The organism is Methylophaga sp. UBA2513, assembly GCF_002341285.1.
Taxonomy (GTDB): domain Bacteria; phylum Pseudomonadota; class Gammaproteobacteria; order Nitrosococcales; family Methylophagaceae; genus Methylophaga; species Methylophaga marina.
The window spans coordinates 36,101-60,522 of sequence record NZ_DDNT01000011.1 but is presented as its reverse complement, the minus strand read 5'-3'; the positions used below and the strand labels follow the sequence as shown (position 1 = coordinate 60,522).

Genomic DNA, 24,422 nt, shown 5'->3' with positions numbered 1-24,422 from the left:
ACAATATGAAACACATGACCCCCACTGAATTTAGCACCTTATTACTAAGTGATGTCCCTCCTGTCATGATTGATGTCAGAGAGAGTCATGAGCTAATACATGGAATGATTGAAGGGGCAATACATATTCCTATGAATGAGATTCCATCACGCCTCGAAGAGTTAGGCTCTTATCAAGATAAAACAGTGGCTATTATTTGTCGAAGTGGCAAGCGAAGTGCTCAAGTAGGTCAGTTTCTCGAACATGTTGGCTTTAATGATGTGATTAATCTTGAAGGTGGCATGAACAGCTGGGCTGTAGATGTTGATAATTCAATGTCGACTTATTAGTCAATTGAATACCATTTAATTGAATGACTCCTAAGGAAGGAAAATGAAAAAATTTGCGTTAAGCGCATTGATAGCCTCAACATTATTTTCAGGTGTAGTGTGGGCTGAAGATTTACTAGATGTATATAAACTCTCCCTCAACAGTGACCCTCAATTGCTGGCTGAGGCCGCCTCTCGTCAGGCCGTTGGAGAATTAGATGATCAGGCAATTGCTAACTTTTTGCCACAAGTAGGATTAACGGCGAATCAAAATAAAACCTGGCTGGATTCATCATCCCGTCTATTTGCAGGTAAAACGGACTATACCAGTCATGGTTATACATTGAGTCTGAATCAGTCAGTGTATAAACGTGAGAATTTTGTTCAGAAAACGCAAGCTGAAATCGCGATGAAAGGGGCTGATGCCAGTTACGTAGTCGCTGAGCAAGCGCTAACGTTACGTGTAGCTGAGCGTTATTTTGGTGTCTTGGGTGCTCAGGACGATCTCACTTTTGCGCTGGCTGAACGTGAAGCGATCTCCAAACAATTAGAACAAATGCAGCAGCGTTTTGATGTTGGCATGGCAACGATCACTGATATCACGGAGTCACAAGCGGCTTATGATCTGGCCAATGCCCGAGTGATTCAGGCGCAAAACGATCTGGCTAATGCTCAAGAGCAACTTCGTGAGACGGCTGGCAGATATATTGATGACTTGGTTGGTTTATACGGTGAGTCGCCGCTGGTCAAACCCGAGCCAGCCAATATTGATGCCTGGAGTGATACAGCGATTTCACAGAACCCATCATTATTACTCGCCAATATTAATGTTGAAGCTGCAAAACAAACCATTGAACTGCAACGTAGTGGTCACTACCCTTCATTAGGTATTGTGGCTCAGAAGAATTATAACTCTGATAGTGATGGTATTAACGGTCGCAGTAATGCTAGCAATGAAACGATAGGTCTTGAGTTTAATCTACCCATCTATTCTGGTGGTGCAGTTTCTTCCAGAACGCGTGAAGCAGGCCATCGTCTAGATGAGACAATGCAAGTTGAAGAACAGCAGCGTCGAGCGGTGACACGTCAAACTCGCGAGTCATACAATGGTGTGATGTCGGGCATCAGCCGTGTTAAAGCGCTTAAACAAGCGGTGGTTTCGAATGAAAAAGCCCTGGAGTCAACCGAAGCAGGATACGATGTTGGCACACGGACAACGGTAGACGTACTGAATGCGCGTCGTAATCTGTTCAGTGCAAAACGTGATTATGCCCGTTCTCGCTATGACTACATTTTAGATACGCTACGCCTAAAACAAGCGGCAGGTATTTTAAGCGTGAATGATTTAGTCGATATAAATAACTGGCTAGGAAAAGGGACGTCATAAGTGAGTCAGAAACTCACCAAAGCTAATGCAGGGAAGGGTATGCTGATAGTAGTCGATATTCAAGATCGGCTATTGTCAGCGATGCCACAAAAGCAACAAGAACACGTTCAGAAGTCAGTGATGACCTTGCTCAAAGCGGCTGATGCATTAACACTGCCCGTGGTCGTCACCGAGCAGTATCCGAAGGGCTTAGGCCATACAAACTCTGATATACAGGCTCTATTACCTGGCAACACGCCGATACATGAGAAAACAGCATTCTCAGCCTGGCAGGTTGACGCGTTCGTTGAGACCCTAAAGAGCTCGCAATGCCAGCAGGTATTCTTAACGGGTATGGAAACCCATATTTGTATTTTGCAAACAGCTTTAGACTTATTAAAGCAAGGCTATGAAGTGTTTGTGATTGAAGAGGCAGTGTGCTCACGTCATAAGGAAAAACATCAAAATGCCTTAAGTCGTCTGCGGGAGGCTGGGGCCATCATCACCAATGTTGAGTCACTGCTATTTGAATGCCTTGGTGATGCAAAGCATCCCGAGTTTAAAACACTGTCTAAGTTGATTATCTAGCTTTTCGTTTTTGTGCCAGACGTAGTTTTCTTCGCTGCTGGCAAAGGTCTAATGTTTTTAGTCTTTCATTATTATTCATGGCAGACCAGCCAGTAATTTCATCGATTTTACGAAAGCACCCTAAACAGACATCTCGCTCATCCAGGCAGCATTTCCGCAAGCATGGACTCGGAATAACGTTTTTGGATGATGTAGATTGTTTAGCCATAGTTGGAATCTATATTATTGACTCGAAAAGCGGTCAGTAAGCCTTTCATGCATGATAACGCTGGCGTTTATTGGCAATACCTGCTTTGGCCGGCTTATTAATGCTAGGCAAGTTCTCATAATCCGGAACACCCTTGACGCCCGCGCGAGCATAATCGAGCTTTAATTGGTTCTTAACCGTATACTCATCGATCGCTAAATCTTCAGTGAGTACAACAAATAACAATTCAAACAGACGTTTGAGTGCAATTTTCCACGTACTGCCACTAATCTCGAAAAGTCTGTCTGACACCAGCATAAAGCGAGCAAAGGCATCATCAGCAAGTATCAATGGCAACGTATTAATAAAGCGACCTGAGTTGCCAATCATATCCCAAAAGCGAGCAAAGCGATTGACCCGTTGCATCGTCATAAAGTCGACGGTGTTAGTAGATAAAATATTATAGGGTGCTTGCGGGTTATAGTTTAAGGCATAGTTATCATTGTGACGGTTGAGTGGTGCGCCCCTTAAGCGTTTGAGAATGCCTAGTTGAATTTCATGGGGATTGAGTGAGACTAGTTGATTAAAGCTGTCAGCGAAATTATCTAATGTGTCACTGGGCAAGCCAAAAATCAGATCGGTATGTAAATGAGCACCAGTATGTTCGCGTAGCCAGCGGATATTTTCGCGAGTCTTATCATTGTTTTGTTTGCGGCTGATCAGTGTTTGGATATCACTATCAAATGTCTGAATACCAATCTCAAATTGTAGGCTTTGTGGGGGAAAGCGCGTTAATACCTCTTTTAATTTATCAGGTAGATTATCAGGCACGACTTCAAAGTGAAGGTATAAATCATCTGTCATACGCTCCAGAAAAAACTCCAGAATGCGAATGCTGGTGGAGACCTTGAGGTTAAAGGTCCGATCGATGAATTTAAAGTTACGCACGCCGCGTTGCCATAAGGCATCCATTTCAGCCAGGAATGATTCCAGCGGGAAGGCGGTTGCTGTTTTATCTAAGGCCGACAAACAAAACTCACACTTAAACGGACAGCCGCGTGATGCTTCGACATAAATCAGTCGGTTACGAATGTCCTCTTCATTGTAGAGGTGGTAGGGCAGTTGTAATTCAGCTAACTCAGTAGCGATACCATCAATATATTTTGTTTCAGGCCGTGCTTTATCTAAAATTTGGCGGCACAGCTCACGAAAGCTTTTTTCACCCGGACCACTGATCACAAAATCAGCTAACTCACAGATATCTGGTACATCCGGGTAATGGCCGACTTCCGGCCCACCAAGCACGATAACGGTGTCGGGTGATATTTGTTTAATGACGGTAACAATGTCACTGATTTCACGAATATTCCATATATATACACTAAAGCCAATAATTTTAGGCTGATGCTGCAACAGGTGCTCAGCAATATTGAGTGTTTGTTCCTGAATAGTGAACTCGATCACTTTGGTTTTTGATTCAAGTTCTTCCAAGTTGGCAAGTAAATACCTCAACCCAAATGCAGAGTGCATATAGCGGGCATTAAGCGTGGTAAGCAGGATGTCGTATTGCTGAGTCATATTATGTTGTCTGATAACCCAACTCAGCGGCTAATTGCGCACTGTAATGAGCTAAGTCGGTGAGAACCGTTTGCTGTTTTTCAGATAAATCTTGTTGTCTGGCCTCGGCCAGAGCGGCATAAAACGCTGAAAAATTCAGAATAGGGCTGGCTGTATCATCTGCCAAACGTTGTTGACGGTACTGCAGCCATTGTTCTTGCTCATCCGAGCTCAATGACTCAGGCCAGTTTCGTGCACGATAGCGAAATAACATTTCCGCCAGGCGTGGATCTTCAAACGGAATAGATAAGGTCTTTAACATATCAGGTTCAGCTGAACGAATTATCTCCATTTTGCGTTTGTCATTATCACTGAAAAAACCACCGCTATAGAGACTGGCATCAGGATCGGATACGGGATCAAATGGTTTAGGGCTGAATATTTGCGAGAGTTTTTCTGTTAAATCACCAGCTGCATTAAGCATATCCATGTGTTTTTGATGTTGAGCACGATCAATATGCAAGCGCTGGGCTGCAGCATCATTTAACGTGGCTACCGGTACCACCACCGGGCATTTATTGATATGTATTGTTTTCAGTGCAGGACGCTCCACGCCGATAGCCAACTCAGCCGAAGGGGTGAATAAACGTTGTTGTAAGGTCTCAGCATCAAGCTCTATTAAATCGGTAGGATCGTAGCGACAGTCGTAGACAATAACGCCATTAGGATTGGTCGGATCTTTTGCTAAAGGTACCACCATTGCCGCGCCGCAATACTCACTGGGATACATTCTAGATACATGAATGACAGGCGTGCGCTCACGGATGTTCAGTAGGGGGGCAACCGCATTTTTGCGACGATTCTGATAAACATAATCAAATAATTTGGGTTGTGCATTTTTAATGAGCTTAGCAATTTCTATGGTGGCATAAACGTCTACTAGGGCATCATGAGCACCAATTTGTTCAATATTATTGGCTGCGGTTAAATGCTCTAATCGAAAACTGGGTTTGCCGTCTTCGCGATCAGGCCAGTTGATGCCTTCCGGTCTGAGTGCCCGAGTCAGCCTGACCATGTCGATAATATCCCAGCGAGAATTACCGTTCTGCCATTCACGGGCATAAGCATCATAAAAATTACGAAACAAACTAAAGCGGGTGAACTCATCATCAAACCGTAAACTGTTATAACCCACACCGCAGGTGCCTGGCTCTGCCAGTTCAGCATGTATACGCGCCATAAACTCGGCCTCAGTCAAGCCTTCTTTTTCCGCTTTTTGTGGTGTAATGCCGGTGATTAGAGATGCTTGTGGATGAGGTAAAAAATCGTTGGCGGGTTTGCAATAAATCATCAACGGTTCGCCAATGATATTGAGATCTTCATCGGTGCGAATACCGGCAAACTGCAAAGGTCTGTCATAACGGGGATCTGTGCCAGAAGTTTCATAGTCATGCCAGTAAAGCGTATTCATAATTAATTCAATATCTTAGGTTGATTCCGGTGATGTGAAGCCATCTTAACGTAAAAAGCCATACACCAGTGAGCGATGTATGGCTTTATCACTGATTGCCGATTACAAAGCGGCGAATGCGGTTTTTGCTGCAGATAAGGTATGTTCAATTTCTTGCTGACCATGGGCCGCAGAGACAAAACCTGCTTCAAATGCTGATGGTGCCAGATACACGCCGTTATCAAGCATCAAATGGAAGAAGTGTTTGAAACGCTCTTGATCACAGGCCACGACCTGTTCGTAAAAATTCACCTCACTATCTTCGGTAAAGAACAGGCCAAACATACCGCCGACCTGATTCGTTGTCATTGGAATGCCGGCTTTATCAGCCAGTTCCTGCAAACCTGAGACTAGCGTTTCAGTGGTGCTGGTTAACGCGGCATGAAAGCCTGATTGCTGAATGAGTTTTAATGTGGTCAGGCCCGCTGCCATGGCGATGGGATTACCGGATAAGGTTCCTGCCTGGTAAACAGGTCCCAATGGAGCTATGTGCTCCATGACTTCTCGTTTGCCACCAAAGGCGCCAACGGGTAAACCACCACCGATAATTTTGCCAAATGTCGTTAAATCTGGAGTGACATTGTAATGGGCTTGCGCGCCACCCAAGGCAACACGGAATCCAGTCATCACTTCGTCAAAAATCAATACAGTACCGTACTCATCGCAAATGGCGCGCAGCCCTTCAAGGAATCCAGGCACGGGTGGAATACAATTCATATTACCGGCAACAGGCTCGATGATAATACAGGCAATCTGATCACCGGCCTCTTCAAAGCAGGCTTTGACAGACTCCAGATCGTTATAACGCAAAGTCAGGGTATGTTCTGCCAATGACGCAGGGACGCCGGCAGAAGAAGGAACACCTAAAGTTAACGCACCAGAACCGGCTTTCACTAGTAGGGAGTCAGCATGACCGTGATAACAGCCTTCAAACTTGACGATTTTGTCACGGCCGGTATAGCCACGAGCTAAGCGAATAGCACTCATTGTCGCTTCAGTACCAGAGCTGACCATACGGACTAATTCCATTGAAGGTACTATCTCACATACCAAGTCAGCCATCGTTGTTTCGATTTCTGTTGGGGCACCGAAACCTAAACCATGATTTACCGCCTCTTTGACAGCATCAAGTACTTCCTGATGTGCATGACCGACAATCATAGGTCCCCAAGAACCAATGTAGTCAACATACTTTTTGCCTGTCGCATCTGTTAGCCATGCGCCTTTTCCCTCGCGGAAAAACACGGGATCACCGCCTACACCTTTAAATGCGCGAACCGGCGAGTTGACGCCACCTGGGATATGTTTTTGGGCTTTTTGGAACAAATCGTGGTTATTTTGCATGCTGTTTCCTAATCGTCTCCGTTGTAACTGTGCGATAATTCTAAACTTATCTCATCTATTGTACTGATGATCATGAGTTTAAAACTACGATTACTGATTATAGTCAGCATCATTTTGCTGATTAACTTTGCTGCCGCCGGCTATTTCATGGTGCAAAACGCCAGATTAGCGCTTGCTCAAGAAATGGCCTCCAGTACGCAATTAGCGAAAGGTTTGCTGGTAAATGCGCTTCCGACATTACGTTTTTCTAATGATCTGAGTGAGCGACTGACATTGATTGTCGATAGTGTCAGACATACCCGCCATATACGAGCCTGGTTTGAAGATATGCATGGCCAACCGCTAATTGGTCAGGAAGATCAAACCGGCTTTTTTAATAAACCTGATGCACCGGACTGGTTCATTCGTATGATGGAGCCTGAGGCCGTGGCCTTTAGACGCCTTATTACCAAAGGCAGTAAATCCTATGGTTATTTGGTGGTTGAAGCCGATCCCAGCGATGAAGTCACGGAGGTCTGGCAGGATATTCAAACGTTATTCTGGCTGGGTGTATTCTTCTTATTACTGATCTTGAGTCTGATTTATCTCGCTCTGCGTCAAGGCTTACGGCCATTGTCGCAATTGTCTGATGCCTTAGGCCATCTTGAACAGGGTGACTTTACAGCTCGTGTTGATACTTCTGCCGTAAAAGAGCTTAATCCTATCCAGATTCGTTTTAACCATATGGCCAGCGTGCTAGAAAAGACGATGGTCGAAAACCATGCGCTTGCGGGTAATATGCTCAGCTTGCAGGAATCCCAGCAGCGCGATCTGGCAAGAGAACTACATGATGAGTTAGCGCCATGTTTATTCGGGATTCGCGTTGATTTAGGTGAAATTGAACGAATTGCTGGCGAAAATCATTTGATCGAGATTGAAGAGAAAGTGGGGTCAGTCAAGACCATCACTAATCATATTCAATCTCTTGTGAGAAAAATGCTAAGTCGATTGCGTCCTATGACATTGGATGATTTAGGGCTAACCGAAGCATTAAGAGATATGTTGCATAACTGGCGTGAGCGCCAGCCAGAGATTGACTGGGAATGGGATTTTGTCGGTGAATTTGAATCCTTACCTGATACCTTACAGGTCACGATTTACCGTCTGGTGCAGGAATGTACGACCAACTGCGTACGTCATGCCCATGCCAGTCATGTAAAAGTTGAAGTACGCCGGGAAGCTGAGACAATTAAAGTCGCTGTGACGGATGACGGAAAAGGTCTGGATGCTAACTTGGTGAAAGGGTTTGGTTTAATTGGTATGCGAGAAAGGGTGTCAGCACTCGGTGGTCGTATAGCGTTTGATACGGAAGAAGGACGTGGTTTACAGGTCCGAGTGTTGATTCCATTAAAGGGTGAAACAAAAAATGAAACAGGCATTAACAATTTTGGTGGTGGACGATCATCCGATAGTCAGAGCAGGTTGTCGTCAACTGATTCAACAAATTCCCTCGGCTACAGTTCTCGAAGCTGAAACAGGCGAAGAAGGGTACCGCCTTTTTCAGGAGTCTCAGCCTGATATGGTGTTGCTGGATATTACACTACCAGGTGTCGGTGGTCTGGAAGTATTAAGACGTATCAGGGCTAACCGTGAAGATGCGAAAGTGTTGATGTTCAGTATGCACGAAGACCCCGTCTTTGCCTCGCGTGCGATGCAGTCTGGTGCCAGAGGATATATCACCAAGAATAATGCCGCGGATCACTTAGTGGAAGCGGTGAGTAAAGTACTTGATGGTAAAATTTATTTAAGTCCGGATATGGCTCAACAGTTAGCCATGTTGAATATAGATGCTGGTACGAGTGCTCTAAGTGATTTGTCGCGTCGTGAGTTGGAAATATTACGATTGTTAGGTGAGGGCAAGAGTATGACTGAGATTTCTGAAGTGTTAGGAATTAGTTATAAAACGGTTGCCAATAACCTGACGCAAATTAAAAGTAAGCTAGATATCAGTAAAACCGCAGAGCTGATGCGCTTTGCGATAAGTCATGGCATTGCATCGTAAATAATTGATATTGAAGGAAAGAGGAATAGGAATAATTTCCCGAGTTATTAGGATAAGTCGCTCATTTGCAAACGTCGGGCGATTTGTATTATGTATCTCAAGTTTATAGAAATTTCAGCTTCTATAGTCTTATATTTCTCTCTCCTTCTATGAAGGTTTCGCCAGATACAATTTGTATCTGGCTTTTTTTTGCCTGTAATTTTACAGAGAGCTTTCCCCACTTTCCATTCTCTTGTTAATATTCCTCTTTCGTTTACTGCCGTTAAGCGGCAAATAAGGGATTTGGAATTTATGCACCTCAAGCAAACCATCAAATGTGGTTGGCAGTTGAGTATTCTTATAGCATTGCCTTTTCTGGCCAATGCTGGCGCCTTAGATGAGGCGATTGATACTCAGGTCAATACCGATATCGCGGCACAAAAGTCTCAAGAAAAGATTGATAATTTGTCTGATGAAACCACGGATATGTTGGCAGAGTATCGTGATGTATTACGACAAACTCAAAGCCTCAAATCCTACAATGATCAGCTCGAGGCCCTCGTTGACTCTCAACAACAAGAAATGGCTTCAATTTCTGAGCAGCTCGATAATATTGAAACAACTCAGCATGATATTGTCCCGCTAATGCTGAAAATGGTAGATGTGCTGACTCAATTCGTCGAGCTTGATATCCCTTTTCTACAGCAGGAACGGCAAACACGTTTAGCGGCTCTTAATGCCATGATGGGACGCGCAGATGTATCCTTGGCAGAAAAATATCGCCGCATCATGGAAGCCTACCAGGTTGAAACGGAATATGGCCGCACTATTGAAGCCTACCAAGCCGATCTGCTTGAAGGTGAAACGAAAAAGACAGTCGATTTTTTAAGAATTGGTCGCGTCAACCTATATTACCTCTCACTGGATGGAAAAGAAGCAGGTATGTGGGACAAAGAGGATAAACAATGGATTACTTTATCTGACGATTATATCAAGGCCATCAATGATGGCTTGAAAGTGGCGAGAAAGCAGTCGCCACCAGACCTGATGGTATTACCTGTCAAAGCAGTAGGAGAGAAACAATGAAACAGCTAATTTCTCTTTTACTACTCAGCATTTGTCTACCCGCCTTTGCGGCTGATAAACCTGCTAACCTGGATCAGTTATTAGAACAGGTAAAACGGGAACGTGTGCTTGAGCAGCAGCAAAATCAACGGCGTGAAGCAGAATTTGCCCAAGCACATAGTGAACAAGCTAATCTTTTGGCGGAAGCCAAAAGAGAGTTAGCCGCACAAGAAAATCGTACCGAACAGCTCAACACCACTTTTAATGAACAAGAACAACGTTTAGCTGAACAACAGAACTTACTTGATGAAAAATCAGGTTCACTGGGTGAATTATTTGGGACAGTCAGACAGGTTGCTAATGACAGTCGTGGTGTCCTGGAAAGTTCAATGACCAACGTTCAACATCCTGAAAGGGTAGACTTTCTCAATAACTTGAGTGAAAGCAAACAACAACCGACGATAGAAGAGCTACGCCAGTTGTGGTTAACACTGCAAGAAGAAATGACGGCTTCGGGCAAAGTCGAAAAATTTACCACCCCCGTTATTACAACCACCGGTGATGTTGAAGATAAAGACGTCACTCGCATTGGTGTCTTTACGGCTTTTTCTGATGGGACTTTCCTAAGATACCTGTCTGAGACCGGCAATTTAGTTGAGCTGGCAAGGCAACCTGTGGATCGCTTCAGAAACGTCGTATCTGAGTTTGAAGAGGCACAAGCAGGTGAGTTAATGCCAACCGTTGTTGATCCCACCCGTGGTGCGATCATGGCCTTGTTAGTGCAGACACCCACTCTGAAAGAACGTATTCAACAAGGTGGCTGGATTGGCTACATCATTTTAGTGCTTGGTGCTATTGGCCTCATTATCGCACTCATCCAGTTTTTATCGCTGACCAAAGATGGTCATGGCATTGCCAAACAGCAGAAACAAAAAGAAGTCAGCGAAAAAAATCCGCTGGGACGAATTTTGTCTGTTTACAATGATCGCTTAGCACATGATGTGGAAACCTTATCTTTAAAACTGGATGAGGCTATTCTCAGAGAAATGCCTAAGTTGGAGCGCGGTTTGATTACACTAGCTATTCTAGCCGCGATTGCCCCTATGCTTGGTTTGTTGGGGACGGTTTCAGGCATGATAGAAACATTCCAATCAATCACATTATTTGGTACTGGTGATCCTAAATTAATGTCTGGTGGTATATCTCAGGCATTGGTCACTACAGAGCTGGGGCTGGCTGTAGCGATTCCTTTATTGTTGATTCACAGTGGTTTATCAGGCAAGTCGAATCGATTAGTGCAAATTCTTGATGAAGAAAGTGCGGCTATCGTTGCTCGTAATGCGGAAAAACAACATGACCAATCTGTCTGACGGACTTTTTCAGATTGAATTACTGATGGAAAGCGGGGGAACCGTTTTATGGTTGATCCTGTTTTCGTCTGTATTAATGTGGACCTTAATTATTGAGCGTTATTTGTTTGTGGTGTTCACACATCCCAAACAAATGAAAAAGCGAATTCAGGAGTGGCAAGAGCGTCAGGACAGAAATAGTTGGTTTGCTGTTCAAATACGTCAAGGCATGATTACTGAAAGTCGTATTTCCCTGCAACGTTATTTGATGACAATTCGCACACTCACCGTCGCCTTGCCCATGTTGGGCTTACTGGGCACAGTGGGTGGAATGATTCAAACATTTGATGTCATGACCGTTTTCGGTACAGGTAATGCCAGAGGCATGGCTGGTGGGATTTCTGTCGCTCTGATTACGACGATGGGCGGTCTTTTGACGGCATTATCTGGTTTGTATTTCAGCACGCAGTTAACTCAACGTACAGAACGCGAAGTCGATAAAGTGGCTGACGCCCTGCGTAGAGAGTAAAGGATAGACATGAGAAACCGACATTCCCGACGCCAAAGCGGCGGTATCGCTGAAATAAACATGACACCATTGATAGATATGGTGTTTATCTTATTAATCTTCTTTATTGTCACCAGCTCTTTTGTCAAAGAGACCGGAGTAGACGTTAACCGACCTTCGGCCAAAACAGCTGTGAAAAAAGAGCGGGCAAATATTCTGATATCGATTCGTGCCAATGACGAAATCTGGATGGACAAACGCCAAATTGATCGTCGTGCTGTCAGGGCTAATGTTGAGCGAATGCATGCTGAAAATCCAGAAGGTTCTGTGATCATCTTAGCGGATGAAGAAGCCAAAACCGGGCTGTTAATTGAGGTAATGGACCAGGCCCGGTTGGCGGGTGTGGCCAATGTATCTATTGCTGCTGAACGCGACTAACGGCGGTCTTGATGAGATTAGTAGTAGGTATCCTTCTGGCATTAGTCGTGAACTTTGGTCTGTTCTATTTAATGGAGCACATGACCAATAGTAAAAGCATTGATAGACGTGAGATTGAAGAAGTCCAGATTCTGGACTTTGTGCGTTTGAAAAAAGAAGAAGCTCAACCCGAAACCAAAAAGCGAGAAGTACCCAAAAAACCACCGCCACCGGAAGAGCCGCCACCACCTGAACCGGCCGCCACTCAGGCAGATAAACCTGATGCACCTACGCCACAGATGGATATTCCTGCCATTGATGTGCCCATGAATATTACAGGCGGGCCTTATCTGGGCGATTTTGCCGCTGCTCCCAAAGCAGCGCCAGCACCAGCACCGAATAATGCGCCAATGTTAGATAATGAGGTGGTGCCACTGGTGCGTATTCCTCCTAAATATCCTCGCGTGGCTTCCAGACGGGGTATTGAAGGTGTGGTCACGGTGACATTTATCATCACTAAAGATGGCCGAGTACGTGATCCAAAAGTTATTAAAGCTGAACCTGCTAGTGTGTTTAATGATGCGGCTTTGAGAGCGATCCTTAAATGGAAGTTCAAACCTAAGTATGTGGATGGACAAGCTGTTGAACGTCAGGCCACTCAGGAAATAGAGTTTAAATTGTCACGATGAGTAAGCCATTACTAACCATATTGATTGTGCTGTTTGTCCTAGGGATAGGGACTGTCTCTGCTGCCGAAACGAAAGATGAGCAGTTTCTACTTAGCGAAGACACATATAAAGCCCTGAATCAGGCTCAAGAGCTGATGGAGAAAGAAAGCTATCCTCAAGCTCAACAGCAGCTGAATAACTTGCTCGATAAGGTGGAAAAAGGCAGCTATGAGCAAGCCGTTGTTCTGCAAACATTGGGTTTTTTATACTCCTCCCTTGAACAGTATAAAAAAGCGACGGATACATTTCAGCGCGCGCTGGACTTGGATGCCTTGCCAAAGGATGTAACGCACACACTACGTTACAATCTGGCACAGCTACTAATTGCGGATGGCCAGTATAAAAAAGGTATTCCGCTGATGGAAGAATGGCTGTCTGCAGAAAAAAAACCTGACAACACAGTCTATGTGCTTCTGGCCAGTGCCTATTATCAAATAGAAAACTTTTCAAAAGCAGCGGATAGAATCAACATCGCCATCAAAAACGATAAAACTCCCAAAGAGGACTGGTACCGCTTATTGCTATCATCTTATTTGTCTCTGAAACACTATAAATCTGCCATTAATGTGCTTGAGGTATTGATTACCCGATATCCGCATAAAAAAGTGTATTGGGAGCAATTGTCTGCTTTATACATGCAACAGAATAAAGAGTTCACCTCACTTGCTGTAAAAATGCTGGCTAAACGTCTTGACCTGACAGAACCTAAAACCCTGGTCAACTTGTCAGATATGTACCGTTATCTGGCCGTGCCATTCAAAGCTGGCCAACTACTTGAACAAGGTATGCAACAAAAAGTCCTCCCACGTAACTATGACAATCTGAATAAGTTAGCTGACAGTTGGTTAGCCGCTCGGGAAAATCAGCGTGCAGCAGAGACATTAAACGTCATGATTACCATGGATAACACGGGTGAAAGCCACTTAAAACTGAGCCAAATCTATATCAGGACTGAGCAGTGGGGTAAGGTAGTAGATACGTTATCCAGTGCCATAAATAAATTAAAAGGCAATAAACTGGGACAAACCCACCTGATGTTAGGAACGGCTTATTACCACCTGGACAATTTAGAGCAGGCAAAGGATCAGTTTATAAAAGCGGCGGCTTTTGATGCACAGAAAAAACAAGCTGGGCAGTGGTTGCAACATATTAACAGTCTGTTAGAGAAGAAAGATGAGCCGGCTGCCTGATCTGCATGAGCAAAAACAGGCACTGGTCCAACATTACAAATGGTTGCGTCAATACGGATGCAATGACTCCCACAGTGGTAATGCTTCTTTTCGCTGGCATAATGATGTCTGGGTGACGCCAACAGGTTGTTGTGCCGATACACTCAGCCCTGATGATTTGGTTCGTTGTCATCTTGATGGCCACTGCGGGGAAGGCGCTTCTCTGGATGCGCCTCTGCATATTGCTGTTTATCAACAAAACGACAAAACCCGGGCAGTATTTCATAGCCATGGACCTCATGCCGTCGCCATGACCTTAACTGGTGATGGTTTTACACCCATCGATTTTGAAGGGCAATACTACTTTCCAGTGGTCCCGATTATTCATATCAATTATGCTGAATATGTCGAAAAGGCACCCGCTGCTGTTGCGCAGACTTTAAAAAAGTATAAGGTGACAGTAGTCAGTGGCCATGGTGTCTATGCCTGTGCCGAAACGATAAATTTGGCTTATAAATGGACATGTTCACTGGAGTTGTCAGCAAAAACAGCATGGTTAGCTAAACAAATCTGAAGTGTGTGACTTATTTTCGCAACAAATTCACAGTTCATTAGTCATAACGACACAATAAAAATACAGAGATGAGGTAGCAATATGACTGCTGAAAGCGCATTGAAAAAATATGCTTCGATGGAAAGTTCTTATTTAAGAACGCCAGTACTAGACGAAGGTAACCCAGCAGAGAAACGTCAAGAAATTGCTGATTACTTTAATTTCACTTTCGAACGTTACGAATCTTTGTTTGCTACCTTAAGCGATGATCAAGCCTACTTTCAGAAGTCGATTCCTCTTCGTCACCCATTGATTTTTTATTTTGGTCACACGGCGACTTTTTTCGTTAATAAAATGCTGTTAGCAGGGCTGATTGATAAACGTATTGATCCTAAATTTGAATCGATGTTTGCGGTGGGTGTGGATGAAATGAGTTGGGATGATCTCAACGATGATCATTATGACTGGCCAGCGGTTGAAGAGGTTAAAGCTTACCGCAAGAAAGTACAGGCGATGGTCAACAAGGTGATTCGTCAGGCGCCACTCAAACTACCTATTGATTGGGAAAATCCATGGTGGTCTATCATGATGGGGATTGAGCATGAGCAGATCCATCTTGAAACCTCTTCAGTTCTTATTCGTCAGCAACGACTGGAATGGGTAAAACCGCATCCTGCCTGGCAACCATTCAAAGAAACAAACCAAGCACCTGAGAATAGCCTGGTCGAAGTGCCTGCTGGAAAAGTGAGTTTGGGTAAACCATATTCGGATTCTATCTATGGCTGGGATAATGAATATGGCACACACGAAGCAGAAATTGAGACCTTTCAGGCTGCTAAGTTTTTAGTCAGTAATCAGGAGTTCCTAGAGTTCGTTGAAGATGGTGGCTATAACACCGATGAATACTGGTCTGAGGACGGTCTGCAATGGCGTCAGTTTACCCAGGCACAGCATCCCACTTTTTGGCTTGAAACCAAGCAAGGCTGGCAGTGTCGTTTGATGACTGAGGTCATTGATATGCCATGGGACTGGCCAGTTGATGTTAATTATCACGAAGCAAAAGCGTTTTGTAATTGGAAGGCAAAGCAAACAGGCCAATCCGTGCGTCTTCCAACCGAAGATGAATGGTATCGACTCTATGATGAGGCTGGACTGCAAGAATTAACCAGCGATCTCGCACCGGCAAATATTCATCTGGACTATGCGGCTTCATCTTGTCCTGTGAATTTCTTTAAACACGGTGATTGGTATGATGTCATTGGTAATGTGTGGCAATGGACTGAAACACCCATTTATCCATTCGATGAGTTTAAAGTACATGCTATCTACGATGACTTTACGACACCGACTTTTGACGGTCGACACAACCTGATTAAAGGCGGATCGTGGATTTCCTCCGGTAACGAAAGCCGCAAAGCTTCTCGCTATGCTTTTCGTAAACATTTTTTCCAGCATGCCGGATTCCGTTATGTCGTGTCTGAGGCGGAGCTGGAAGAATACAGTTCTAACTACGAAACAGATACGATGCTGTCACAGTATGCAGAATTCCATTATGGTGATGAATACCTCAATGTAGCGAATTTCCCTAAAGCACTGGCTGAGCTTGCTATTGAAATGATGGCGGGCAAAGAAATGAAAAAGGCGCTGGATTTGGGATGTTCAGTGGGTCGAGCGAGTTTTGAGTTAGCCAAACATTTCGAACAAGTGACCGGCGTTGATTTTTCAGCACGTCTTATTAATCTCGGCACGCAAATGGCTGAGCAAGGTGTGGTGCGATACACCATCACTGATGAAGGTGAGTTAGTTCACTACAATGAGCGACGCCTCGACCAACTTGGATTAGAAGACACAGCTGCTAAGGTCGAATTTTTACAGGGTGATGCCTGTAACTTGAAGCCCATATTCAAAGAGTATGACCTGATATTGGCTGCCAACCTGATTGACCGACTCTACAAACCGACACAATTTTTAGCGACGGTACATGAACGGTTGAATCAGAATGGCTTGCTGGTACTGGCTTCGCCTTATACCTGGCTGGAAGAACACACGGAAAAAGCACATTGGTTGGGCGGTTTCAAGAAAGATGGTGAGAGCTTTACCACGCTGGATGGTTTGAAGGCGATTTTAGAACCCCATTTCGAGCTTATTCGTGGGCCGGAAGCAATCCCCTTTGTTATTCGTGAAACGAGCCGAAAATTCCAACATACTTTATCTGAAGTGACGGTCTGGAAACGTAAATAATGACGATAGATTTTGATCAGAAGATAGATCGAAGTTTTAGTCATAGTCTGAAATTTGATGCCAGAGCAGCTTATTTCGGCCGGAGTGATGTGATTCCGATGTGGGTGGCGGATATGGACTTTTCTGCTCCAGAAGCCGTGACAAAGGCGCTCGTTGAACGTGCTAAGCATCCAATTTATGGGTATACGCTGCATCCTGACTCCATGTATGACGCTTTGATTGATTGGAGTGCCAAGCGTTATCAATGGCAGATAAAGCAAAGCGAGATCATAATGTGTCCTGGCGTTGTCCCTTCAATCAATGCCGTTATTGAAGCGATCACAGAGCCTGGTGACAAAGTCATTGTTCAGCCTCCCGTTTACTTTCCGTTTTTTTCATCGGTTGAGAAAAGTGGCAGGGAGTTAGTGTTAAATCCGCTTTATCTCGACAATAATCGCTACTATATTGATTTTGAGCATCTTGAACAGTGTGCACAGCAAGGTGCTAAAACATTACTTTTTTGTTCCCCTCACAATCCAGTTGGTCGGGTTTGGACACAAGAAGAATTAGCACAGTTACTTGAGCTGGCTGAGCGTTATCAGATGACTATTATCTCTGATGAAATTCATGCTGATCTGATTTTTCCTGAACAACAGCATATTGCATTGGCAACGCTGACTCAGACCAATAATGTCATCACTACATTAGCACCCAGTAAAACATTCAATATTGCCGGTATGGGCTTATCGTCACTGATTGTCAGTAATAAGCAACAGCGTAAAGCGATAAAAGCGGTGTTTGAACAATGGCATATTAGCCCTTCTAACCCTTTCAGCATCACCGCGTTTGAAGCGGCTTATCGTCATGGTGAAGACTGGTTAGACCAGCTAAATATTTATATTTACAAAAATAAGAAATGGGTAGAAGATTTTCTTCAAACTCATTGCCCTCAGCTCAAGCTGATTGAGTCGGAAGGCACGTATTTATTGTGGCTCGATTGCCGTGCTTTGGGAATGGATAATGAGACACTCAAACGTTTCTTTATCGAGCAGGCCGGCGTAGGTATGAATCCAGGTTATGTCTTTGGTGATAATGGGGGAGGTTTTATGCGTCTTAATATTGGAACACGTCTCGAGATTGTCCAGCAGGCAATGAAGAGAATCGCTAGTGCCATTGATGGTATTAGTGCAAGCTGAAGCATCATCTTGGCTAGCAGTCAGAACCTAATCACTAGCAAGCAAATTAATTCAGTCAGGAAACGGAGTTTACAGCGATGATGAATGATGAAATTGGTGAAGCGGCAGGTGTTGTATGGACGTTCTTAAACGCGAAGGGTGAGACCTCAGCTTCACGTATATGCAAAGAGACCAAGCTTGAGGCAAAGCTGTTTCAGCGAGCTGTAGGCTGGTTAGCTAAAGAGAATAAGCTACTTATCAAGCAACAAGGGCGTACCGAATACCTTAGTTTGCGTTGATTTTTGAGTAACGGCGTTTGACTGAAAATGCGCCCCGAATATCACCCATCTTATAGCCGGTAGCCATGTCATTAGGGTAGTTCTTGTCTATTATTTTGCTAACAGGTAACGCTATCTTGCTGCCATGACATGACAGACAGACTTTATCCGTTGGGATCGCTTTCATATAACGCCAGTCATACCCAAAATCAGAATCGACTTTTTCTATGAAGGTCAGAGATTGAATAGCTTCTCCCGTTTTTAGGCGCGTTTCAAAGTTCTGTAGAACACCTGTTTCCCAGCTGTCAGCTTCATTCTCAAGGTTGCGAACTCGCAAGCTTGTTCGATGAATATCGAGACTGTATTTCTTCGACATTTCATCAGCGATGGTCGGTGCGACCAATTTACAGACAGAAATAGCTTCTACAGGACCGCCGTCCTGTAGCGCTGACATTAATGCTTCTTTCAGATGCGTTGATAGATCTTTGATAGCCGCCTGAGCATCACGCTCGAAAGCCGCTTGTTCATCGCTATCTGCATAGGCGGGTATGCCGAAACCCAGTGCAATAATGAGAGGAAAAAAAAGACCCAGACGCATTAATTGATCGCCATGTGAAAGTAGCCATAGAGCATTATGGGCCAGCATAGATAAGGGCTGAGTAAAAAGTGCCATAGAGTCCTTTTTGGAGCAAAGCCCACACCATGAATAAACCCAATGCAGATGCCGACAAGCAACAGCATTAATAAATCATGATCAGATTTACCATTTTCCATTAACAAACGGTTGGGAAAAACTAATATCGCTGCAGACAAGCCTAATGCCATTAACAGGCTAAGCAAACGAATAATAGTTTTATCTAACCAAGATTCAGTCATCCAGCGTATCCATTGGGCAGTTTTCTAACCACATGACATTGATAATACCTAATGCCACAGCTAATAAAATTCCAAGTATCCAGGCAAAATACCACATAACAGGTTCCTAATAGGTTGAATGTTGGTTACCACGAATGAAATTCACATCGAGTCTTCGCCACATACGACGGTAGGTCCAGAAGCTGTAGCAAATAATAATTGGCACCATGACTACCGCCACCCAAAACATAATTTTTAATGTTAACAAACTCGAGGTGGCATCCCACATAGTCAGGCTATGATTCACTGCATCACTTGATGGCATGATGAATGGGAACATAGAAAATCCAGCGGTCAGGATAATGCCCGTCAGTGTGATGGAACTGCTGATGAAAGCCCAGCCAGCACGTGAAAAGTGAGAAAATAAATACACGCCAATCATGCCCAGAAAAGCCAATATGGGCGCCAGCATCATCCATGGATACTGTTGATAATTGAGTAACCAGCCTCCCGCTTGAGTGGTGACTTGTTTCATGTCGGGTGTGAAGCTTGAACTTGCCGCAGGCATAGAGCTGACGACATAGCCATCAATACCGAAAGACACCCATAAGCCGGCTAAAGCAAAGGCAATTAATAAGGCGACTGAACTGGCCTTGGCAACTTGTGTGGCTCGCCATTCAAGACTATCCAATGTTCGAATTTGCAACCAGACAGATCCATGCATAACAATCATCAGCAAGCTGACTACGCCCGCTAACAATGCAAAGGGATTCAATAACTGCAGGAAGCCACCGGTGTAGTTTGGACGCATCATTTCGTCAAAATAAAAGGGTACACCCAGTAATAAATTACCGAATGCCACACCAAAGATAAGTGGCGGGACAAAGCTGCCGATAAATAACCCCCAATCCCAGCTGGAACGCCAGCGTGAGTCATCCAGTTTACTTCGATAGTCAAACCCTACAGGTCGAAGAAAGAGGGCAAACAACGTTAGCATCATCGCTAAATAAAAACCTGAAAACGCCATGGCATAAACCAGTGGCCATGCAGCGAATAAGGCACCACCTGCCGTGACTAACCACACTTGGTTTCCTTCCCAGTGAGGACCGACCGTATTAATCATGATACGGCGCTCTTCATCGGTATGGCCGATAAAAGGTAGCAAAATTCCTACGCCCATATCAAAGCCATCAGTCAAGGCAAAGCCAATAAGGAGAATTCCCATCAGCAGCCACCAGATTAATTTTAATGTTTCGTAATCCAGTACCATGATTAGCTCCTCGCTGCTGATGTTTCGTGGTGGTAACGACCCGTGTGTAAACTGCTAGGTCCTTGCCTGATGAACCGGATCATCAGGTAAAGCTCAACAATTAACAGCAGCGTGTAAAAGACAACTAACGCTATCAGGCTGTTGTATACATCACCGGCGGACAAGGTCGATGTCGAAATATGCGTTGGTAAAATGCCACTGATGGTCCAGGGTTGTCGACCAAATTCAGCTACAAACCAACCTGTCTCGGCGGCTATCCATGGTAACGGCAGGCTGAACATGGCCAGACGAAGCAACCACTTTTTCTTGTACTCTTGTCTTTTTGCACAGTGATAGAAAGACAAAAAGAACACAATCAGCATGGCAAAACCACAAGCGACCATGACTCTGAACGCCCAGAACATAGGTGCAACAGGTGGCACAGTATCACGTGCTGCCGCTTTAATTTGTTCGTCTGTCGCGTCGGTGACGTTGTTAGTATATTTCTTCAACAGTAGTCCGTAGCCCAAGTCATCTTTGACTTCATCAAACGCGGCTTTAGTTTCTTCTGTGACAGGACCTTCGCGTAATTGTTTTAATAAGGCGTAGGCTTGCATACCATTACGAACACGGTCTTCATGTTCAGCTACCAGATCTTTAACACCCGTAACAGGTTCAGTGACTGAGCGTGTCGCAATCAGTCCCAGAAGATAAGGGATCTTAACCGCATAGTCGGTTTCCATTGTTTCGTCATTCGGCAAGCCAAACAGTGTAAATGCGGCAGGTGGCTCTGCAGTTTCCCATTCAGCTTCAATGGCGGCTAATTTTGTTTTCTGTACATCACCTACTTCATAACCACTTTCATCACCTAGCAGAATGACTGAACATATGGCCGCCACACCAAAACCTGCTGCGACAGCAAAACTACGACGAGCAAAGCCGATGTCACGCTTTCTCAATAAGTAGTAAGCACTGATGCTGAGAACAAACATGGCACCAGTGACATAACCGGCAGCCACAGTATGGATAAACTTCACCTGAGCCACAGGGTTGAAAAATACTTCGGAGAAGCTGGTCAGTTCCATACGCATAGTTTCATAATTGAATTGTGCGCCAACCGGATTTTGCATCCAGGCATTCGCCACCAGAATCCATAATGCAGAAAGATTAGACCCGAGAGCGACCAGGAAAGTGGTGGTTAAATGTTGTCGTTTGCTGAGTCTGTCCCAGCCGAGGAAAAACATACCTACAAAGGTGGACTCAAGCATGAAAGCCATCAAGCCCTCAATGGCTAGTGGGGCACCAAATATATCGCCAACATAGTGCGAATAATAGGCCCAGTTGGTGCCAAACTGAAATTCCATAGTCAGCCCAGTCGTCACACCAAGAGCGAAGTTGATACCGAAGAGTTTGCCCCAGAATTTTGTCATGTCTCGGTAGATTTCTTTACCGGTCATAACATAGACGGATTCCATGATCACCAGAATCCAAGAAAGCCCCAGAGTAAGTGGAACAAAAATGAAGTGATACATTGCCGTGATGGCAAACTGCAAACGGGATAGATCGACTAGGTGTTCAGAAATCAAGGTGCTTCTCCATCTGAAGAGTGATTAATAATCACGTCAGCGACGGCGTCATGGTCAATGTCGTCGGGGGCGCTACTAAAAAACAAATGCCAAATAAAAAAAAGTAACACGAGCTTGCAGACCAACATAATGCTAAGCTCAATTATCAATTTTCTATCAGTGAATAATTTCTTCGCCACTATTCCACCACAACATTAATTAAGAAAACATGATCTTAGTCAATTTAAGTTAAATCAGGTTGCCAGCTTAGTTAATTTTAAGGTGGAAATCATACGCCAGATATTTTGTTAAGCAGTCTTATCAGGTTTTTATTTACAAAACTTTACAAACTTGTCACCTTTAACACGAGGGAATCACACACTCACTTTATTTAAATCGTGTTTTTTTCACAGATATGTTGTATCTGTGTTGTCTGTTAGGCTTTTATCCTGCTAACCTTCGGTGGGAATAATTTTAGGTAGATATCTCAACAATGACGAATACATACAATGCATCTGCCATTGAAGTTTTGACGGGGCTTGAGCCTGTCCGAAAACGACCAGGCATGTATACAGATACTGCTCGTCCTAACCATCTTGCCCAAGAGGTCATTGATAACAGTGTTGATGAGGCTGTGGCCGGTCATGCTAAACAGATTCAGGTAACACTACACAAAGACAATTCATTGGAAGTGAGTGATGATGGTCGAGGTATGCCCGTGGATATTCATCCCGAAGAAGGCGTGCCTGGTGTTGAGGTGATTCTGACCCGACTTCATGCTGGTGGTAAGTTTTCCAATAAGAACTACCGATTTTCAGGTGGTTTACATGGTGTGGGTGTTTCTGTTGTTAATGCATTATCGTCTCGCCTGGAAGTCAAAATTCGTCGAAATGCGACCGAGTATCAGATTGCTTTTGAAAGCGGTGCTTTAGTCGAAGCTTTAAACGAAATTGGTACTGTTGGTAAACGGAATACTGGTACTACAGTGCGATTCTGGCCAGAAGAGCCGTTTTTTGACTCACCTAAATTTTCAGTACCTAGATTACGACACGTACTTCGGGCGAAAGCAGTGTTATGTCCGGGGTTAGTGGTCACATTTACTGATCTATCCGGAAAGGAAAAAGTCGAAGATCGCTGGTGTTATGAAGATGGGTTAAATTCTTATCTTTCCTCTGCCATGACCGATGCTCCCTGTGTCCCTGCCGCGCCTTTTGTAGGCCATATGAGTGAGGAGTCCCAGGAAGTCGACTGGGCACTGATGTGGCAGCTTGAAGCCGGTGACGAGCTGGCCGAAAGTTATGTCAATCTCATTCCCACTGCACAAGGTGGTACCCATGTTAACGGCCTACGCAGCGGTGTTTTGGAAGCACTTAGGGAATTCTGTGAGTTTCGTAACTTATTGCCGAGAGGTGTGAAGTTAGCACCGGAAGATGTTTGGGAACGCTGTTGTTATGTGTTGTCCGTCAAGTTGGAGGACCCACAGTTTTCAGGACAGACCAAAGAACGTTTATCTTCTCGTCAGTGTGCTGGCTTTGTGTCTGGTGTAGTCAAAGATGCCTTTAGTTTGTGGCTGAACCATCACGTGGAAGATGGCGAAAAAATAGCTGATTTGGCGATCAATAACGCTCAGTCCAGATTAAAACAAGCAAAAAAAGTGGTCCGAAAACGGGTACAGTCCGGCCCAGCTCTACCGGGTAAGTTAGCGGATTGTGCTTCACAGGACCCATCCCGTACAGAATTATTTTTAGTTGAAGGGGACTCGGCTGGCGGCAGTGCCAAGCAAGGGCGAAACCGTGAGTTTCAGGCGATTATGCCTCTACGCGGCAAAATTCTGAATACCTGGGAAGTTGAGCCTGGACAAGTCCTGGCATCTCAGGAAGTCCATGATATTGCGGTCGCTATTGGTGTGGATCCGGGGTCTGATGATTTGTCCGGTCTGCGCTATGGCAAGATTTGCATATTAGCCGATGCGGATTCTGATGGTGCTCATATCGCTACCTTGTTATGTGCCCTCTTTGTCAGACATTTCCGTCCTCTGGTGGAAGCTGGCCATATCTGCGTGGCGATGCCACCGTTATATCGCATCGATGTGGGCAAGCAGGTGTTCTATGCCTTGGATGATGAAGAACGCCAGATTATTCTGGATCGAATTGAAAAAGAAAAAATCAAAGGTAAAGTCAGTACGCAGCGCTTTAAAGGGTTAGGGGAAATGAATCCCATGCAGTTACGCGAGACGACTATGGCGCCTGATACCCGCCGTTTAATTCGACTTACCATTAATGCCGAAGACGATACGATGATGACCTTGGACAAACTGCTAGCCAAAAAACGGGCTGGTGATCGTAAGTCTTGGCTTGAGCAACATGGTGACTTAGCCGATTTGGCTGCTTTATAAATGATGAAGAGATATA

General features: G+C 44.6%; 26 protein-coding genes. 16 read left to right on the top strand and 10 right to left on the bottom strand.

What is annotated here, in order from left to right; translation table 11 throughout:
* Positions 1 to 5: 5 nt before the first annotated feature.
* The 3 genes from B3V56_RS07600 to B3V56_RS07590 are packed head-to-tail and all read left to right on the top strand — an operon-like array spanning position 6 to position 2,262.
* Positions 6 to 329, top strand: a complete 324-nt coding sequence (locus B3V56_RS07600) for a rhodanese-like domain-containing protein (RefSeq protein WP_286303808.1) — start codon at positions 6 to 8, stop codon at positions 327 to 329.
* Between the two features lie 43 nt (positions 330 to 372).
* Positions 373 to 1,695 carry a TolC family outer membrane protein gene (locus B3V56_RS07595; RefSeq protein WP_286303809.1) on the top strand — a complete coding sequence of 441 codons (1,323 nt, stop codon included), beginning with the start codon at positions 373 to 375 and terminating at the stop codon, positions 1,693 to 1,695.
* Positions 1,696 to 2,262, top strand: coding sequence for a hydrolase (locus B3V56_RS07590; protein WP_286303810.1), 567 nt, complete (start codon positions 1,696 to 1,698; stop codon positions 2,260 to 2,262).
* Here B3V56_RS07590 and B3V56_RS07585 read toward each other — a convergent pair.
* The 4 genes from B3V56_RS07585 to hemL all read right to left on the bottom strand — a co-directional run bounded on the left by B3V56_RS07585 (position 2,255) and on the right by hemL (position 6,860).
* Complete coding sequence (locus B3V56_RS07585) at positions 2,255 to 2,470, bottom strand: DUF1289 domain-containing protein (protein ID WP_286303811.1); 216 nt, start codon at positions 2,468 to 2,470, stop codon at positions 2,255 to 2,257. The genes B3V56_RS07590 and B3V56_RS07585 overlap by 8 nt on opposite strands.
* 45 nt (positions 2,471 to 2,515) lie before the next feature.
* Complete coding sequence (locus B3V56_RS07580; protein WP_286303812.1) at positions 2,516 to 4,027, bottom strand: B12-binding domain-containing radical SAM protein; 1,512 nt, start codon at positions 4,025 to 4,027, stop codon at positions 2,516 to 2,518.
* Between the two features lies 1 nt (position 4,028).
* Positions 4,029 to 5,477: an exodeoxyribonuclease I gene (gene sbcB, locus B3V56_RS07575; RefSeq protein WP_286303813.1), complete on the bottom strand. Its 1,449-nt coding sequence runs from the start codon at positions 5,475 to 5,477 to the stop codon at positions 4,029 to 4,031.
* A gap of 102 nt (positions 5,478 to 5,579) precedes the next feature.
* Positions 5,580 to 6,860: a glutamate-1-semialdehyde 2,1-aminomutase gene (hemL, locus tag B3V56_RS07570; RefSeq protein WP_289243099.1), complete on the bottom strand. Its 1,281-nt coding sequence runs from the start codon at positions 6,858 to 6,860 to the stop codon at positions 5,580 to 5,582.
* Positions 6,861 to 6,932: 72 nt separating this feature from the next.
* Here hemL and B3V56_RS07565 point away from each other — a divergent pair, with 72 nt between their 5' ends.
* The 12 genes from B3V56_RS07565 (at position 6,933) to B3V56_RS07510 (ending at position 18,363) form a co-directional block, all read left to right on the top strand.
* Positions 6,933 to 8,372, top strand: a complete 1,440-nt coding sequence (locus tag B3V56_RS07565) for a LapD/MoxY N-terminal periplasmic domain-containing protein (RefSeq protein WP_289243100.1) — start codon at positions 6,933 to 6,935, stop codon at positions 8,370 to 8,372.
* A complete protein-coding gene (locus B3V56_RS07560; RefSeq protein WP_286303816.1) occupies positions 8,266 to 8,901 on the top strand; it encodes a response regulator in 636 nt (211 codons plus the stop codon). The genes B3V56_RS07565 and B3V56_RS07560 overlap by 107 nt, the downstream gene beginning before the upstream one ends.
* A 291-nt stretch (positions 8,902 to 9,192) precedes the next feature.
* On the top strand, positions 9,193 to 9,966 hold the full coding sequence (locus tag B3V56_RS07555) for a DUF3450 domain-containing protein (RefSeq protein WP_289284128.1): 774 nt from the start codon (positions 9,193 to 9,195) through the stop codon (positions 9,964 to 9,966).
* Complete coding sequence (locus B3V56_RS07550) at positions 9,963 to 11,315, top strand: MotA/TolQ/ExbB proton channel family protein (RefSeq protein ID WP_289281759.1); 1,353 nt, start codon at positions 9,963 to 9,965, stop codon at positions 11,313 to 11,315. The genes B3V56_RS07555 and B3V56_RS07550 overlap by 4 nt, the downstream gene beginning before the upstream one ends.
* Entirely contained in the window at positions 11,299 to 11,823 is a 525-nt protein-coding gene (locus B3V56_RS07545) for a MotA/TolQ/ExbB proton channel family protein (RefSeq protein WP_286303819.1), read from the top strand. Before B3V56_RS07550 ends, B3V56_RS07545 begins: the two co-directional genes overlap by 17 nt.
* A gap of 9 nt (positions 11,824 to 11,832) precedes the next feature.
* Entirely contained in the window at positions 11,833 to 12,240 is a 408-nt protein-coding gene (locus B3V56_RS07540; RefSeq protein WP_286303820.1) for an ExbD/TolR family protein, read from the top strand.
* A gap of 11 nt (positions 12,241 to 12,251) precedes the next feature.
* Positions 12,252 to 12,908 carry an energy transducer TonB gene (locus B3V56_RS07535; RefSeq protein WP_289281760.1) on the top strand — a complete coding sequence of 219 codons (657 nt, stop codon included), beginning with the start codon at positions 12,252 to 12,254 and terminating at the stop codon, positions 12,906 to 12,908.
* Entirely contained in the window at positions 12,905 to 14,137 is a 1,233-nt protein-coding gene (locus tag B3V56_RS07530) for a tetratricopeptide repeat protein (protein ID WP_289281761.1), read from the top strand. The genes B3V56_RS07535 and B3V56_RS07530 overlap by 4 nt, the downstream gene beginning before the upstream one ends.
* Entirely contained in the window at positions 14,121 to 14,690 is a 570-nt protein-coding gene (locus B3V56_RS07525) for a class II aldolase/adducin family protein (protein ID WP_286303825.1), read from the top strand. The genes B3V56_RS07530 and B3V56_RS07525 overlap by 17 nt, the downstream gene beginning before the upstream one ends.
* Positions 14,691 to 14,771: 81 nt before the next feature.
* Positions 14,772 to 16,910 (top strand): 5-histidylcysteine sulfoxide synthase, encoded by a 2,139-nt coding sequence (ovoA, locus tag B3V56_RS07520; protein ID WP_289281762.1) that lies wholly within the window; start codon positions 14,772 to 14,774, stop codon positions 16,908 to 16,910.
* Complete coding sequence (locus B3V56_RS07515) at positions 16,910 to 18,085, top strand: pyridoxal phosphate-dependent aminotransferase (protein ID WP_289281763.1); 1,176 nt, start codon at positions 16,910 to 16,912, stop codon at positions 18,083 to 18,085. Before ovoA ends, B3V56_RS07515 begins: the two co-directional genes overlap by 1 nt.
* 77 nt (positions 18,086 to 18,162) lie before the next feature.
* Positions 18,163 to 18,363: a winged helix-turn-helix domain-containing protein gene (locus B3V56_RS07510; RefSeq protein WP_286303828.1), complete on the top strand. Its 201-nt coding sequence runs from the start codon at positions 18,163 to 18,165 to the stop codon at positions 18,361 to 18,363.
* On the opposite strand, the gene B3V56_RS07505 is transcribed toward B3V56_RS07510, so the two are convergent.
* From B3V56_RS07505 to cydP, 6 genes are read right to left on the bottom strand one after another with little or no spacing between them, the layout of a single operon-like run.
* A complete protein-coding gene (locus B3V56_RS07505) occupies positions 18,350 to 18,940 on the bottom strand; it encodes a Tll0287-like domain-containing protein (protein WP_289284127.1) in 591 nt (196 codons plus the stop codon). The genes B3V56_RS07510 and B3V56_RS07505 overlap by 14 nt on opposite strands.
* The gene (locus tag B3V56_RS07500) at positions 18,940 to 19,218 is read right to left on the bottom strand and encodes a cyd operon YbgE family protein (protein ID WP_286303830.1); all 279 of its coding nucleotides are present in this window, start codon (positions 19,216 to 19,218) and stop codon (positions 18,940 to 18,942) included. The genes B3V56_RS07505 and B3V56_RS07500 overlap by 1 nt, the downstream gene beginning before the upstream one ends.
* Positions 19,211 to 19,315: a cytochrome bd-I oxidase subunit CydX gene (gene cydX, locus B3V56_RS07495; protein ID WP_286303831.1), complete on the bottom strand. Its 105-nt coding sequence runs from the start codon at positions 19,313 to 19,315 to the stop codon at positions 19,211 to 19,213. Before cydX ends, B3V56_RS07500 begins: the two co-directional genes overlap by 8 nt.
* A gap of 9 nt (positions 19,316 to 19,324) precedes the next feature.
* Positions 19,325 to 20,467, bottom strand: coding sequence for a cytochrome d ubiquinol oxidase subunit II (gene cydB / locus B3V56_RS07490; RefSeq protein WP_289281765.1), 1,143 nt, complete (start codon positions 20,465 to 20,467; stop codon positions 19,325 to 19,327).
* A gap of 2 nt (positions 20,468 to 20,469) precedes the next feature.
* On the bottom strand, positions 20,470 to 22,032 hold the full coding sequence (locus B3V56_RS07485; RefSeq protein WP_286303834.1) for a cytochrome ubiquinol oxidase subunit I: 1,563 nt from the start codon (positions 22,030 to 22,032) through the stop codon (positions 20,470 to 20,472).
* Complete coding sequence (cydP, locus tag B3V56_RS14745; protein WP_354001267.1) at positions 22,029 to 22,211, bottom strand: cytochrome oxidase putative small subunit CydP; 183 nt, start codon at positions 22,209 to 22,211, stop codon at positions 22,029 to 22,031. The genes B3V56_RS07485 and cydP overlap by 4 nt, the downstream gene beginning before the upstream one ends.
* Positions 22,212 to 22,504: 293 nt before the next feature.
* Here cydP and parE point away from each other — a divergent pair, with 293 nt between their 5' ends.
* The gene (parE, locus tag B3V56_RS07480; protein ID WP_289281766.1) at positions 22,505 to 24,406 is read left to right on the top strand and encodes a DNA topoisomerase IV subunit B; all 1,902 of its coding nucleotides are present in this window, start codon (positions 22,505 to 22,507) and stop codon (positions 24,404 to 24,406) included.
* Positions 24,407 to 24,422: the final 16 nt, after the last annotated feature.